Source organism: Paenibacillus kribbensis, assembly GCF_001705305.1.
Taxonomy (GTDB): Bacteria; Bacillota; Bacilli; order Paenibacillales; family Paenibacillaceae; genus Paenibacillus; species Paenibacillus kribbensis_B.
In genome coordinates this window covers 45,496-59,852 of sequence record NZ_MCBP01000021.1, presented here as the reverse complement: position 1 = coordinate 59,852, position 14,357 = coordinate 45,496, and the positions used below count along the sequence as shown (strand labels likewise).

Genomic DNA, 14,357 nt, shown 5'->3' with positions numbered 1-14,357 from the left:
GATTGTTCTGGTACTACTTGATGAGTATACATATCAGCAGATGGTTCCTGTTGGGTAATAGAATCAATCTCCGTTTCAAAGCGTTTTAGTATATCATGTACGTCTATCTGGTATCGGTTTGCCGTCATCATAATGTTCAACAGTTGGGTAACCCTATCTTGGTCAGTTGTATCTGACGATGCATCAATATATTCTACATAATCATTTAAGGCCTTTATATCTCCAGATAAAAGCTTGTTCACAATAACGTTAGCTTGCGCCCAATGTTCAAACAAGCTGATCCAATGTTTAGCATCTTCGTCCGTCTCTTTGACCCAATCTAAATTGGCGTAGGCATATGTATAATGTAGAGCTTGCTGATAATCGCCTTGGGCTTCACAGACACTTGCACACAACAGGTCGGCATAGGTAATGTATACAAACATGGGACGACTCAGCTTCTTAGCAACCTCATTGAGTTCTCTGCTGTTCTGTCGGTGTTTCAAAGTATATTGGATTTTTGCTTTATCTCTCATCTTTCTTGCCATTTCATCAACCTTGTCCCATTTACGCAAAGACCTGTACACGTTAACCAAATCCTTCAATGCGTCAAGCTGCTCTACTTCATCCAGACGCTCTACAAAAGCTTCAAATATCGCTGCTGCCCTGACATTTCGGTTTTGGTCGTCTCCAACCTGAATCGTGAATATACGATACTGGCAAAGAGCCAGGCGTTCGGAATGTTGGTATTTCTCGACTTCTGCTACGTTCTCATAGAGCAGCAGAGCCGCATCATATCGTCCCTGTGCGAATAGGGTTTCTGCAATATCAAATAGTTTGGGTGAATAGAGTAGATTGTCCATGATGGCTCCCACCACTCGACGGATCGCATCCAGCTTGTTCAAATCCGCACAGCGATACAAAAATGGCTCGATCCGTCTCATATTCGGGGGAGTGTCTATGATGTAGTTTTCTATAAACAGATCGTAAAAATACCCTTCTTCCAATCCCATGGCCTCGGTGATTAGATCAAGCTGATTAACAGACATAGATTTATTTCCTGACACTATGCTACTTACTATCCCCCTATTCATGCCTGCAATATGCCCAAATTGTATTAGACTCAAACCTTCTTGTTTTAAGTATCTGTCTAATTCTGCCCGTATCGTAGGTGTATGCTTCATGTCATATCCACCCTTCATCATAAACTTGTCATATAATGCATAGTTAAATAAATTATGTAATTGAGAAATAAGTAGTAGAATATCTTTGTTTTATTGTTCATAATCTTACCATTTTTCGGAATAAAGTCATATACTTTTCAGATATTTACTTAAGATACCTTTTCGGATAATTTGCGATGATTTCGTGATTAAGGGTATCGTCATTTTGCATATGTATAGTTTATTGTAGAAAATCAGAATACAATTTAAGGTATACAAAGTTACTAGATTAAATAGTTATGCTCATATTTCATTGTGATTTATCTATTGGTTCACCTTAGATTGGATGTATAGCATATAAGCAACCTTCACGATATGGGATGGCATCGAGTCAAATTTAGGCTGAGTCGCGGAGTAGAAGTGCTAGGGGGATATTTGTAGAAGTTAAGTGGTCAATTGATTTTAACCATCCCCCCCATTCCGCAAAATTTTGCAATGGGTATCAATAGAGCCAACAGATTCAGGTAGAGACAACATTTCGAATACTTTCCCTATCGGCAATTTACGCGACGTCGCGTAATCTCCAAATTGTTCATGTGCTTGAATCGTTCGCTCATATAACTTGAGTGTGGAGATGGATGTGCTACAGCAGAAATTTAGCTATCAAATTATATAGAAAAAGATTCTTTTAAACTGCCCCTTTCCATATTAACTACTCAATACCTTCTTCCTTAATATAAGTAGCGTCATATGCAACAATCACTTTAGTTTTATCAGTAGCCTCTGAAACGTCATAGACCACTTCATTTTGACTGAAGCGATTTTCAACCTGAAGTGTTTTTGTTTTTACAAACAATCCATCTTTAGTAGAAATCTTATCGGGATGATAGAGTTCTTCTAATACGTTAGCAGGAATTGTTGCTTTTGTAACGCTTTCCAATTCTCCAGAAGTATCGCTGCTAGCAAAAACACTATTAGTAATTACTACAGCGAACGTAATAGCACTAAAAACAAGAAAAGCCACACCCCAAGTTCTTGGTTTTACTCTCACAGTAACCCCTTCTCTTCTAATCGATTTATATATCCATATATTGAAATCATATACATTCGGCTACTTACAGTCAAATAGTCTAGAGTCGGGATTTCTGTATTCCTCGATCTCATGACTACGCAAATTTTGTTCATGGAACCTTAGTAAATAGCGATAGGGTTAACATTAGCACCTTATCAACCATATGAGGGAGGATAATCTGTATCGACACCCGTATCGAAGCTCAATCGAAAAAATGGTGAAAATGTAGATAAATAAAGGGATTTGTGAAGAATTACTTTACATTGTAATGTGTATCGTAAAAATAAGAGGAAAATGTCCAAAAAAGATTGATATATCAAGGGATTTTTAAGCTTTTTTAAATCAAATTGTGAAAAACTCAAATTCGAAAAATCCTTTATTTATCTATGTTTTTAAAAACACCTTAATCGAATCGTCAATCGTAATAGCGGAGTAGATGACATATTTCCATCAATTTTCACTCTAATAGGCTTACTCAATTCATATATGTATGCCATCTCTAAGACAAGATGTCCCAAAGACAGAAGGTTATAACTTGTTTGTAACTCGGTTTAACCGATATGTTGTTCCGATATGCTCCGTACCATAGTGGTACTCAAAGCCATTTCACCTTTGAGCCTTCTAAGCTTAACTTAGTAGCCTAATACTGAAATTGATTAATTATTTAATAATTGGACAATCAACATGATAAGAGGGTAGGAAATAATTTCTCATCCAAAGAGAAAGAGGCAAACCAAAATAATTTTGGTTTGGTTAAAACACAAGAGGATATAGCTAATGAATTGGGTGAGTAAAATTATTTGACTTAGCACTAAGTTAACTTAGGACTCAATTTTGGTAAGATATATAAGGGACGGAATTTCGTCTTTCAGCAGTCAGATGTAGCTAACCGTCAAATTTGACGATCAGGAATTCATGTCACCAAGTGTCACCAAAGTTGGACGCTGTGTCCAACAGTTTTACGCACCGTACAACGGTTTAACTCTGCGTTAAACCTAGTCATATCAAGGGTTTCTTCATCTTGAGGAAAGCCAATTCATCTCTCAACAAAATACATATTGGTCATATACCACGCTTTTCCCTTTATTGTATCAACCATACCCTTCTTGCTATCCAAAAACACAATATCGCCGCATTCTTTACAGCCCCATTTACTCCTCTTGTATGCTGACTCCTCTATATAGGAAGCTCCACATTTACATTCTACCTGAATTAATACCTTGTGCTGGCTGTATGCATCTGCTAACTGTTCACTGGCCTTACTTGCTACTGTAGGTTGAATAGCTGCTACATGTTCCCTCTGCTCAGAATATTCATTATGTACCTTGAAATCTGCTACAAGCTCAGGATTCAATCCGAAATGCTCTTTACCTACTGTGGTTACATATTTACTTCCTACACGATAAGATTCTATCCAGTCCTGTATTTGTTTGCTGGATAGGTTAACAGTTCCTTTAATACCGCTGTTTAGTGTGTAGGTCATTGTGTGTAACTGGTTTAGATTCATATATAATACTGCTCCTTCTTTGATACCTTATAGTATTCATTATACTACAAATAGAAAACAAAAAAGACGTGGTTGCCCACGCCTTACATCTAATCAATTTTACGAATGTGTCAAAGGATCAATTAACAAGAGATACTCACCGTCTCAAAAAATTGAAAACGCAACTCTTCCTCTTGGTTTTCAAGAGGCATCTCCTTGAACCAATCCTCTAATGTATCTTTTTCATTAAAAATACTGGATCTCCAAAATTTCAATCCTAATTGCGGAAAGGAATACATCCAGCCTAATTCCGGGTGTTGTCTATCATAAGGTGACAATTCATCAACTATCTTAATCAATTCTTCTACTTTGGTATTGAATACATCAATTCCATTAAGCAGACAGTGAAAATCATCCTTGATATGTGAAGCAGCTTCGATAAAATTAACTCTACCATCTGAGTCATATTCAGCCTTGAAAGCATAGTGAAAATAATCATCATCATGAAGCGACTTATCGAATTTATTAGTGTATGCTTGAAGGCAATTTTCAACTTCAGCTTTACTCATACCAAGCTTAATCGTTCCAATCCCTATGTTGGGTTCAATAATTATTTTTCCCACTATAACAACTCTCCATTTTGGGAAACTTACATTTTATTTAATTGATCTATAATGCTACGTAACTTGTCTACTGCCTGATAACACTCTGCAATTTCTTCTTTTGTATACTCGCCTAATAACTGAACAATTTCCTTATCATTTCGTGGTCTAGGAATAGTGTCGCCCGACTCGATCAAAACTTCTAAATAACCAGATATTGCTTCCCTAGCATTGATCAATGCTTCTTTGACTGTAGTCCCATCTGACATACATCCCTTAAGTTCAGGAACCTTTGCTACAAAATATGTGCCATCAATATCGTCAGACCATTTTTTTATAGTAATCATGTACTTGTTATCCATTGAAACCTCTCTTGTGATAAGATCATCGTTTTACATTAACCATAGATTACTTTGGAAAATTGATACTTTTAGCTACTTTTAACAAAACATCTTCATTTTTATTGAAGAACTCCTTACTAACATTAACCTTGTAGTGATACTCTATATCTTCACTGGATATAGCAAACACATCCATAACATACCTCTCATTTTCATACCCGATTAGCATGTCTGCTTCTATACCACTGTCTAGTTTCAGCCTCTGTAATCTAAGCGAGTCAGGATAGTTATATGGTGATAGATCTTCATTGTAGTAATGCGCGTACATTATAATATCAACATCTGGATTTCCCACATACAGTGCCTTTCCATCGCCGTTATCTGACTCTTCACCTGCTGTCCATCCCAAAGGATATTTTATAGAGAATCCGAATCGGGAATTATAATAAAAATTCCATTTAGCTTCGTCTCTTTCTTCTGCTGCTTTAATTGATGACTGCACCTTCTCTTGAGCAACGGATTTATCAGGAATGGCTTTTGTAGCCGTATTCTTAACGTCTGTATTTGTTTGGCAACCTGAAAGCAATATAAAAGCTGTTAACAATAAAAAAATATTTCATGTTTACTCCAATCTTGTAATTCTTTTTAATGATATCATACAACACATAGGCACAATTTCCCATATGCTATTATTATAACGATAGTATTTAGAGTAACAAAAAAACGCCTATTTCTAGGTGCATAGTTATATATTCAAGGGGTGACAATTTGGCATCCCCCCAACCTATATGTACATTTCTTCTTGTTTCAGCTTCCTTTTTCATACGCCGAATTATAGTAAGTTCCTTTCTAATCTCAAGCCTTTTCTCCTGCCCTGTATCCTTCCCCTCTGCCTCTTTCACCAATCGTCTATACAGCGAATCTATATCCATGTTACATAGTCTTTCTGTCAGACTGAGCTAATGTTTTGAGACTAATTAATTGACCATCCCAAGTTTGCAGGAATAGCTTTCCTTTAATGAGTCGCCCACATTTATACATAGGTTATCGCTCCTTATTCGATTTGATTAAATGTATTGTCAACGTTATAGTGTTGATTCCATTAAAGTGGAGCCTGTTACGATACGATATTACGATGAAATGGTAATTTTACATGAAGTCGGTAATTCACTGTTAAACAAATAAAAGCCATTTGATTGCGATGTATTACCGACTCATTCACCTAAGCGAACAAAGCAACTTGTGTCATATGTGAATACTTTCCTTGCTCAAGATAAGTGTCATAAATACGTTCTGGATACTCTGTATTGAATCGTTCTATCTTCCAGTCATGTGCTGGTTCTTGGAACAGGCGTTCAAGTGCTGAACGTTTGTCCATATAATAGTCGTAAACGAATGTTGCTTTGACGGTGTAACCATGTGCATCAATATGCTCTTTACGCATTTTAGTGAGCAAGGACAAAGGATGCTTGGCAAATGTGGAGCGTTGCAGGAATTCGTTTAAGCGTTCGACAGAGTTGAGCATGAACTTCATTGATCCAATTAGAATTTCAGCTTTAGGTGAGATATCAAGGAAGTAGCAGAGCTTTTCAATTGTCAGGTCGTGGTAAAATGGAGTTTCAGTGGTGGTCAAACTGACCATCGCTTGGCTATTAGTTGTGGACATATATGTATCTTCTCCTTTTGGAAAATAGTTGTGTCACGTGACACATTAGAAGCCTGAAACAATCCCTCTCGCTTCATCCTCAGCACGTTCGATAGCCTGAATAAACGGCAACAATGCTTCCTCACATTTGTACTGTATAGCCTTCTCAGCAGTACCTCCAGCCGCTTTCCATTCCCAATACGAGATAATATTAATGGACTGTAAGAAATATATGGACAATGCTTCCACAGGATTGACAGCATACAATTGCATAAACTCTTCATCTGTAAGTTGATCGTGCTGTAAATATTCATCCTTCATTTGATGGAGTAAAAGAAATCTACTTTCACGATTCACATTGACAATACGACTTACATATTCATTGCGGCGCTCAACTGTGTTAAGGATTATTTGCATATTATTGCGAATACGCCAAGCTGCAGGGCTGATATTGAGCATATTGATTAGGTCATTGGTGGACAGGTCAGGATTGTACGGTGCTGGCTCGATAATACGAGTCCAGTTGCCGTCATTACCTTGCTCAAATACTTGGATAGCGTCTGAGACATTCAGGCCAATAGTCTGCCATTTACGATTAAGTACGTCAGTAATGTGGTAATAATGTAGCTCTTTTTCAGCGGCTCCTTCTTCTGATTCCCACACTTGATTCAGTCGTACAATGTCGATGATGGCTTGCTTGTTAGCTTTTTTGGTCACTGGGTATCTTCCTCCTTGAGAAATTGATAAAATAGTGATATTAATGCCAAAGAAAGTACTATAAAATCCAATAACAATATACGTATAGGCGTTTAATGCTATGACTAAATAATACACGCACAAGCGTTTAATATAAATCTTTTTTTCTGGAGGATTATAATTTTATGAAGCTAACACTAAAACTGAGGGAAGTTATGAAGGAAAAAGGTGTCACTCAGATGGAATTATCGAAAAAAGCAAATGTACGACAAGCTGCAATATCCGAACTATGTAGGAATGAACGTGAAGAAGTTAATTTAGCAATGTTGACAAGAATTGCTCAAGCCCTAGAAATAAACGACATATCCGTATTGATGCAGTTCGAGAAAAGTGAAGAATAAATCTACAGCATATTAAAAATTATTGCGTACATAGACACAGTAAAGAGCCTAGACAATTATCTAGGCTTATTTGTCGTACCCCGATTGAACGCAATTTTACGTTAAATGCAATTAAAGATAATACGTAATAACGCTGTAATTTAATATATAAAGTTTACAGGAACAGGAGAGTGCTAGATTAAAATAAAAAACTCCTAAATACTAAATAGTATTCAGGAGCGAAAATTTTATTTAAAACTCATTCTTTTTCTTCTCTAATTTGTAATACCCACACACTATAACAAATGTAGGTTAGACTAAATACAATCAAAATATTGAGCGGGATATCTCTTAACAAAATGTAACCTAATATAAGAATTCCCAAAAGTATACAACACACTAAAACCCCTAGTTTATTTCCGCTAAAAAATATATTTTTAACAATTAAAGGTTTTTCACTTTGGTGTATATACTTTATAAAAACATTTATATGGAACACTATATGAAATACTAACAATATAAAGGAAAATATGAGTCCAACAGCAAAAATAGCTAAACCATTCTCTATTTCACTATAATCACTTTCGTTTTTGGCAGCATCCCAAAGCCAAAATTGCACAAGACTATAACAGGAAACTAAGGAAACAATAAGTGAAAAGGTAAAGAACATAATTTTATTTAACATATCCTATTCTTTACCTCCTCTTTTACTTTTTATAATTTTTCAGTTATTTAGAGTCGTTTATGAATATTCTAACATTATAGGGTACGATAGCACCATAAGTTTGGTAATATTGAGCATAATTATTAACTAGTCTAACAAAAGCAGATTTAAAACCACTAGCACTAGTAATATTTTGATAAGCAAAATCGTAAGTATCAGTAAAGCTTGATGAAAAACTGGATTGTATTACTCCATTGCGGACGTTAGAAAGGAAGGAGCCAAGACTACCTCAAGTGTTCGTTCGATTGATATATCCAGACGAAGTAATTGAAGTGTTGCAGAAGCAATATGAAAGAGTCTTTATGGAAAAAGAATTAGCTGGAGAAATGTATGTGGACAATGATTTAGTCTGTTGCACAAATATTGGAAAGCAAGTTTTCCCAAACACAATTACAAGGCTGATGAAAAGAAAGATAGAAGAACTAGAACTACCATCTATTCGATTTCACGATCTTAGACATACCTCCGTTTCGTTGATGCTGTCCATTGGGATACATCTACTAAGTAAAAAAGAAGTATCTGATCCACTAGAAATTGAAGAGAAATTCTGTGACCAAAAGCGTGACCAGAAAGTCGAAAAGGTAGCCGTTTAGACCAAGAAAAGCAAAGATACATAAGGAATTTTTGATCACAATCTCATTTGGGTATATGATGTAGACAAGATATCATACTTCAATTGAAAAGGAGCGTGCCTTTATGTCTAATTCATTAGGAATGCTGACACCGGGTAAAAAAGTTTCTTTAAAAGATTGGGACCCCAAAGATACGCAGGATATCAAAAATAAAGAAGAAATTCAGCAGGAAACAGATCAATTGAAGGAACGTTTCGCAGAATTGCAAAGTAAATTATTTACGGAGAAGAAACAAGCCGTTTTGTTTGTGTTTCAGGGTATGGATTGCAGCGGTAAAGATGGCGTGATCAGGCATGTATTCTCGAATCTGAATCCAGCGGGGGTGACGGTCCATAGTTTTAAATCACCTACGGCTGAGGAATTAAGCCATGATTTCCTGTGGCGTGCCCACAGTGTAACCCCGGGGCGTGGATATATTGCAGCATTCAACCGTTCTTATTATGAGGACGTACTGATTACACGTGTTCACGGACAGGTATCCGATAAACTGGCCAAACGGAATATGAAGCATATCAAACACTTTGAACAGCTGCTGCTGGATAGCGGTGTGAAGGTGGTTAAAATCTTTTTACATATTTCCAAGCAGTTTCAGTTGGAAAAGCTGATCGACCGGATCGAGAAGCCCCACAAAAACTGGAAGCTTGATCCAAGTGATTTGCAGGAACGCAAATTTTGGAAGCAATATACCCAATACTATGAGGACGTGCTGGAACTGAGCGCAACCAAGCAAGCTCCCTGGTATGTTGTTCCTTCGGATAACCGTTGGTATAGAGATTATACCGTTTTGCGAATTGCCGTTCAGACGCTGGAGGAAATGAAGCTGTCCGATCCTGATCCAAGACCGGAACTGCAATCCCTTTTGCCTGAGCTATATAAAGAACGGGATAAAAAATAGCTTCATAAGCGCTGCGCTAAATCCACATTTGGTGAAACACCTCATAAAAAAGCTTTCGAAACCAACCTCGGCTGAAAATACCATGGTCTGGATTCGGAGGCTTTTTTTCTTATGTAGTCTGCATGTGGAGAATTATAAGTATTTAACTAAGTCTATAACCAATAGCTGCGGCAACAACTCCTACGACCACTGAAGCCAGTACATACGCAGCCATCCGTCGGTATTCTCCACGCTCCATCAATTGAAGCGATTCATAGCCGAATGTTGAAAAGGTGGTATAACCGCCACAAAAGCCTGTTCCTAGCAGCATCCAGAGTGCAAGAGACAGATGTTGCTGCGTAAATTCGCCATACAACCAACCCAGCAGCAAGGAACCGCTGATATTAATGATCCACGTTCCCCACGGAAACGCGGTTCCAAACCGCTTTCCAGCCCACATGCCAAGCCCGTACCGCGCCAATGTACCTGCAACCCCGCCTGCCGCCGCCCACCAGATCATTAGCATTCCTCCTTGGGGGCAGCTTCCGTCATATTTGTGCCCAGGCGAATACCAGCCCACGTCAAAAACAGACCGCCACCTACGCTAAGCAGCAGGTACAACACAGCCGTCAGCATACGATCGTGAACCGAGAGGCGTACAGCATCGACTGCAAAGGTGGAAAACGTAGTGAAGCCGCCTGTAAAGCCCGTCCCGATGGCCAGTCGCAGGCGGGGCTTGATCCGCCAGGACCGCAGGGTGACCGTAAAGAACCAGCCCAGGAACAGGCAGCCGATCCAATTGATTAGCATCACGCCAAGTGGAAAATCCGCCCCGGCTGCAGGCAGTAGTGATTGCACGCCGTAGCGGGCAGAGGTCCCGAGCGCTCCACCTGCCGCGACGAATAGCATGTCTTTCATTTTTTTATCCCCTTTTTCGCTCATGCAGGATCACGGTGTAATCATATCTAACCCACACACGCCGCTCGTCTGTCTGCAGCATACATTCTATGACTGTGATTCACGCCACCGCTGGTTTTGTCTGATTTTTGACTCATTCCCCTGCTCAGTAGCCTGGTAAAAGGTCTGGTCTGCTATCGAATCAGGCAAGTATTGCTGTTTTACATAATGATTTGGAAAGTTATGCGGGTATTGATACCCAACATGTCCGAGCTTTTCCGAGCCTTTGTAATGTGTGTCTCGCAAATGCAGCGGCACCTCGGCCGATTTGATATCGTCCATCGCCGACATGGCCCGTGAAATCGCCGTATATACGGCATTCGATTTTGGGCTTTCCACAGCGAACAAAATGGCTTGTGCAATGTTCAGCCTGGCTTCGGGCCAGCCGTTATTGCGATAGGCTTCAAGCGCACTTACCGCCTGCACCATCGCCTGCGGGTTCGCCAGGCCAATATCCTCGCTGCTCGCCGCGATGAGGCGGCGAATAAAGGTCATCGGGTCCATGCCGAGCTTCTCCACGGCATACAGGAACCAAAACAGCGCCGCGTCGCTGGAGCCGCGAATGCTTTTGTGAAAGGCAGACAGCACGTCATACTGCGTGGACTCGTCTGCCTTGACAATCGGGCGGCGGATGGATTCCTCCGCGACTTCCAGCGTCACGTGAACCGTGCCGTCTCCCAGCGGAGGCGTCGTGAGCGCCGCCAGCTCCATCGCGTTCAAGGCGCGGCGGATATCGCCGTTCGCCATGGACGCGATGTGGTTCAGCGCAGCTTCGTCCACCTGAAGCTGCATATAGCCAAGCCCCTTGTCCGCATCGCCCAAGGCGCGGCGCATAGCAGCCAGCGAATGCTCCTGGGTCAGCGCTTCAAGCTGAAACAACGTAGAACGGCTCATCAAGGCGCCGTTCACGTAGTGAAAGGGATTTTCGGTCGTGGCGCCAATAAACACGATCGTACCCTTTTCCACCGCAGGCAGCAGTGCATCCTGACGTGAGCTGTTAAAACGGTGTACCTCGTCGAGAAACAAAATGGTTTTTTTGCCATACATCGATTTATTTGTTTGCGCACGGTCAATGACTTCCCTTACGTCCTTCACAGATGCTTCTACTGCATTCAGACGGACGAAATCGCCTTGCGTATGCTGCGAGATAATATGCGCCAACGTTGTTTTACCGCATCCCGGCGGTCCGTACAGCAGTATAGAAGAAACCTGATCTGCCTCTATAGCTCTTCGCAGCAGCTTGCCCGGGCCGACGACGTGCTCCTGTCCAATATATTCATCCAGCGAGGTTGGACGCAGGCGATCTGCAAGCAATCGATTGCTTGGCGTCGACTCCTCGGAATATGAAAATAAGTCCATTTCATTCACTTCCTTAAAATTCAAATCATCAATTGTATTGAAACGGGTTGAACCGCCTCTATTCTACCATAACCGCTAACAAGTTGCAGATAGCATGGTCATGGCACAGCTGTATACCTGCAAGTCTGCCGCGCACAATAAGAAAGAACAGCCTTGGACGAAAGATGAACTCCGTGGCTGTTCTCAGACTGGTATACTTCCATCGTATCCACCACAACGATGAACAGTAGCTTGAATACTGATGCAAACGATTTTCTACTGTGTTTTCCGCTTACTCCGGCTGCTTCTGCACATAGCTGGGAAGCGCACCGTCATACATGAGCCATAGCTCATGGAGCGCACGGGTACATCCCACATACAACAGCTTGGCATCCCATGCCAGCTCTCCATAATGCTCATGGTCGGCATCCGCTACAATGACTGCGTCGAATTCCAAGCCTTTGGAGAGATACACAGGCAGAACGGACAAGCCGCCTTCATATTGCTTTTTACCGCCGTCAATCAGATGTACATCCAGTCCTGCACTGATGAAAACCTCATACAGCTCTACAGCCTCTTTTAAGGTACGTGTCAGCACAGATACGGTGCGATACTCCTTGGAGGAAAGCTCTTTGAGAGCGGTAAGCAAATGCTGTTCACGCCCCGATCTGTCATAAGACACGGTACGCACCGGATCGCCACTACGAAATACCGGAACTGCCGTAATGCCGCCGCGAACTCCCTGCTCCAAAATCGTATTTGCAAATTCTATAATTTCCAGGGTTGATCTATAGCTCCGCGTAAGTGCAAAATACCCCGTATGTTCCGGCGCAAAAAGAGAACTCATTTCCTCCCACGCATGTACACCACGATATTCATGAATCCCTTGCGACAAATCGCCAAGTATTGTAAAGGAATGTCCTTTTACGAACAAATCCAGCAATGCGATATGAAAAGGCGAAAAGTCCTGCGCTTCATCAATGACCACATGGTCAAAACGCTGCGACGACTCTACCTCATGAATCAGTACATGAAGATAGACCAAGGCAGTCAAATCCTCTTCACGGATCACCTGTTTTCGCAGGTCCGATTGTGTGGTCTTGAAAATTGTTGCCGGCAAAGAAGCCTTCATCTCCGCGGCTGTCTCTGCGGGCAATCCTTTGGCAGCCTGAAAAAGCTGCTTGTAAAGCGTCAGCGCGTCGTATTGAGGCCATTTTTTAGCATATGCCTTTTCCCGGGTCCCTGCTTTCTTCTTGCGTTCCTTGAGCGCAGCCGCCGAAGGCGACTTTTTCAGCTCCATTTCAATCCAGCGATGGACTCTTGCAAGCACTCGTTCCTTCCGCTTCGCGAGTGGATAGGGCTTGTATTCCTCATTGAACCAATTCAAAATCTCAGTTCGCGGCAGCACCGCCCCATCCCATGGAGAAAAGTCGCCCTCAGGTACCGAGATAGGCTCCAGTCGTTCCACAAAAGCCTGAAGCAGCTTCATAAAATGAACCGAACCTTTGAATCGTCCCGGCGCTTCAACCATAGACTCCCTTCTCAGGCTGCCACTCTCAAACCAATAAGATAACGTTTCGGCAGGGTCCGCCAGAGGTAAATCCAATCCCAGCAACTGGAGCGCCCAGTCCGCAAATGTACTTTGCTGAATATTTCCGACCCCCAGCTCTGGAAGTACATCTGAAATATAATCGAGAAACATATGGTTCGGTGCGAAAATGACCATCTTGTCCGCCGACACTTGATCCTTATACTGATAAAGCAAAAATGCGAGACGATGCAGCGCTACCGTCGTTTTGCCACTTCCCGCTACCCCTTGAATAACGAGGGCTGTATTTTTAGCCGCACGGATGATCTGATCCTGCTCGGCCTGAATGGTAGAGACGATATCCCGTAGACGGTTATCCTTGTTCTCTCCCAAACGATACACGAGAAATTCATCGGAAACAGCGGGCCCGTCGCTTTCGCGATTGTACGTATCGGCTACCCGTTCCAGGATTCTTTTACGGATGACAACGTTGCGCTTCAGATACACCAAGCCCTCAATAGTTCCCTCGGGAGCTTCGTAGGACGCGGTTTCTTCACCACCTGTAAACGAATAAAACAAGCTGGCAATCGGCGCACGCCAATCAATTACGAGTGGATACGCTGACGTTTCTTCACGCTCCACACCGACCTTACCGATATACAGCGGCTTACGATGCCCTCTGCCACGCTCGTCAAAGTCCATACGTCCAAAGTAAGGCTCCTGCGCGCTTTTGGCCAAATCCTGACGCTTTTCCTCCCGCGCGGATTCCAGTACTTGCTCCGTAAAATCATGCCCGGTGTATACCGGTATATTACGAAGCCGCTCCAATCTCCGATCAATTTCCTCCATAGCAAGCGACAGCCTGTGCTGTTCTTCTTGATAGGCACTTTGAAACTCATTCTCCATTTCAGTTACCTCCTAAGAATACCAAGTCTCGATT

The 14,357-nt window shown here is 41.6% G+C and carries 16 protein-coding genes; 3 read left to right on the top strand and 13 right to left on the bottom strand.

The window, feature by feature from the left end; translation table 11 throughout:
- The 8 genes from BAZ21_RS25660 to BAZ21_RS29220 all read right to left on the bottom strand — a co-directional run.
- On the bottom strand, positions 1–1,163 hold a 1,163-nt coding region (locus BAZ21_RS25660), incomplete at its 3' end, for a tetratricopeptide repeat protein (protein ID WP_068505657.1).
- Between the two features lie 691 nt (positions 1,164–1,854).
- On the bottom strand, positions 1,855–2,193 hold the full coding sequence (locus BAZ21_RS25655; RefSeq protein ID WP_068505656.1) for a hypothetical protein: 339 nt from the start codon (positions 2,191–2,193) through the stop codon (positions 1,855–1,857).
- A 1,057-nt stretch (positions 2,194–3,250) separates the two neighbouring features.
- On the bottom strand, positions 3,251–3,721 hold the full coding sequence (locus tag BAZ21_RS25650; protein ID WP_068505655.1) for a hypothetical protein: 471 nt from the start codon (positions 3,719–3,721) through the stop codon (positions 3,251–3,253).
- A gap of 122 nt (positions 3,722–3,843) precedes the next feature.
- Positions 3,844–4,323 (bottom strand): hypothetical protein, encoded by a 480-nt coding sequence (locus tag BAZ21_RS25645; RefSeq protein ID WP_084011922.1) that lies wholly within the window; start codon positions 4,321–4,323, stop codon positions 3,844–3,846.
- A gap of 26 nt (positions 4,324–4,349) precedes the next feature.
- Positions 4,350–4,664: a type II toxin-antitoxin system HicB family antitoxin gene (locus BAZ21_RS25640; protein WP_068505654.1), complete on the bottom strand. Its 315-nt coding sequence runs from the start codon at positions 4,662–4,664 to the stop codon at positions 4,350–4,352.
- Positions 4,665–4,710: 46 nt separating this feature from the next.
- Positions 4,711–5,247, bottom strand: coding sequence for a hypothetical protein (locus tag BAZ21_RS25635; RefSeq protein ID WP_068505653.1), 537 nt, complete (start codon positions 5,245–5,247; stop codon positions 4,711–4,713).
- A 618-nt stretch (positions 5,248–5,865) separates the two neighbouring features.
- Complete coding sequence (locus tag BAZ21_RS25625) at positions 5,866–6,309, bottom strand: hypothetical protein (RefSeq protein ID WP_068505651.1); 444 nt, start codon at positions 6,307–6,309, stop codon at positions 5,866–5,868.
- 45 nt (positions 6,310–6,354) lie between these two features.
- Positions 6,355–7,005, bottom strand: coding sequence for a hypothetical protein (locus tag BAZ21_RS29220; RefSeq protein ID WP_176718218.1), 651 nt, complete (start codon positions 7,003–7,005; stop codon positions 6,355–6,357).
- A gap of 164 nt (positions 7,006–7,169) precedes the next feature.
- On the opposite strand from BAZ21_RS29220, the gene BAZ21_RS25615 reads away from it, so the two are divergent.
- Positions 7,170–7,385, top strand: a complete 216-nt coding sequence (locus BAZ21_RS25615; protein WP_068505650.1) for a helix-turn-helix domain-containing protein — start codon at positions 7,170–7,172, stop codon at positions 7,383–7,385.
- A 238-nt stretch (positions 7,386–7,623) separates the two neighbouring features.
- On the opposite strand, the gene BAZ21_RS25610 is transcribed toward BAZ21_RS25615, so the two are convergent.
- On the bottom strand, positions 7,624–8,049 hold the full coding sequence (locus BAZ21_RS25610; RefSeq protein ID WP_068505649.1) for a hypothetical protein: 426 nt from the start codon (positions 8,047–8,049) through the stop codon (positions 7,624–7,626).
- A gap of 284 nt (positions 8,050–8,333) precedes the next feature.
- On the opposite strand from BAZ21_RS25610, the gene BAZ21_RS25605 reads away from it, so the two are divergent.
- Positions 8,334–8,681: a hypothetical protein gene (locus BAZ21_RS25605; protein ID WP_256022619.1), complete on the top strand. Its 348-nt coding sequence runs from the start codon at positions 8,334–8,336 to the stop codon at positions 8,679–8,681.
- A 103-nt stretch (positions 8,682–8,784) separates the two neighbouring features.
- A complete protein-coding gene (locus tag BAZ21_RS25600; RefSeq protein ID WP_068505647.1) occupies positions 8,785–9,615 on the top strand; it encodes a PPK2 family polyphosphate kinase in 831 nt (276 codons plus the stop codon).
- Between the two features lie 142 nt (positions 9,616–9,757).
- On the opposite strand, the gene crcB (BAZ21_RS25595) is transcribed toward BAZ21_RS25600, so the two are convergent.
- The 4 genes from crcB (BAZ21_RS25595) to BAZ21_RS25580 all read right to left on the bottom strand — a co-directional run bounded on the left by crcB (BAZ21_RS25595) (position 9,758) and on the right by BAZ21_RS25580 (position 14,323).
- On the bottom strand, positions 9,758–10,114 hold the full coding sequence (crcB, locus tag BAZ21_RS25595) for a fluoride efflux transporter CrcB (RefSeq protein WP_068505646.1): 357 nt from the start codon (positions 10,112–10,114) through the stop codon (positions 9,758–9,760).
- Positions 10,114–10,512 carry a fluoride efflux transporter CrcB gene (gene crcB / locus BAZ21_RS25590; protein WP_068505645.1) on the bottom strand — a complete coding sequence of 133 codons (399 nt, stop codon included), beginning with the start codon at positions 10,510–10,512 and terminating at the stop codon, positions 10,114–10,116. Before crcB (BAZ21_RS25590) ends, crcB (BAZ21_RS25595) begins: the two co-directional genes overlap by 1 nt.
- A gap of 87 nt (positions 10,513–10,599) precedes the next feature.
- Positions 10,600–11,910 carry a replication-associated recombination protein A gene (locus tag BAZ21_RS25585; RefSeq protein ID WP_068505644.1) on the bottom strand — a complete coding sequence of 437 codons (1,311 nt, stop codon included), beginning with the start codon at positions 11,908–11,910 and terminating at the stop codon, positions 10,600–10,602.
- Between the two features lie 271 nt (positions 11,911–12,181).
- Entirely contained in the window at positions 12,182–14,323 is a 2,142-nt protein-coding gene (locus BAZ21_RS25580; RefSeq protein ID WP_068505643.1) for a HelD family protein, read from the bottom strand.
- Between the last annotated feature and the right edge of the window lie 34 nt (positions 14,324–14,357).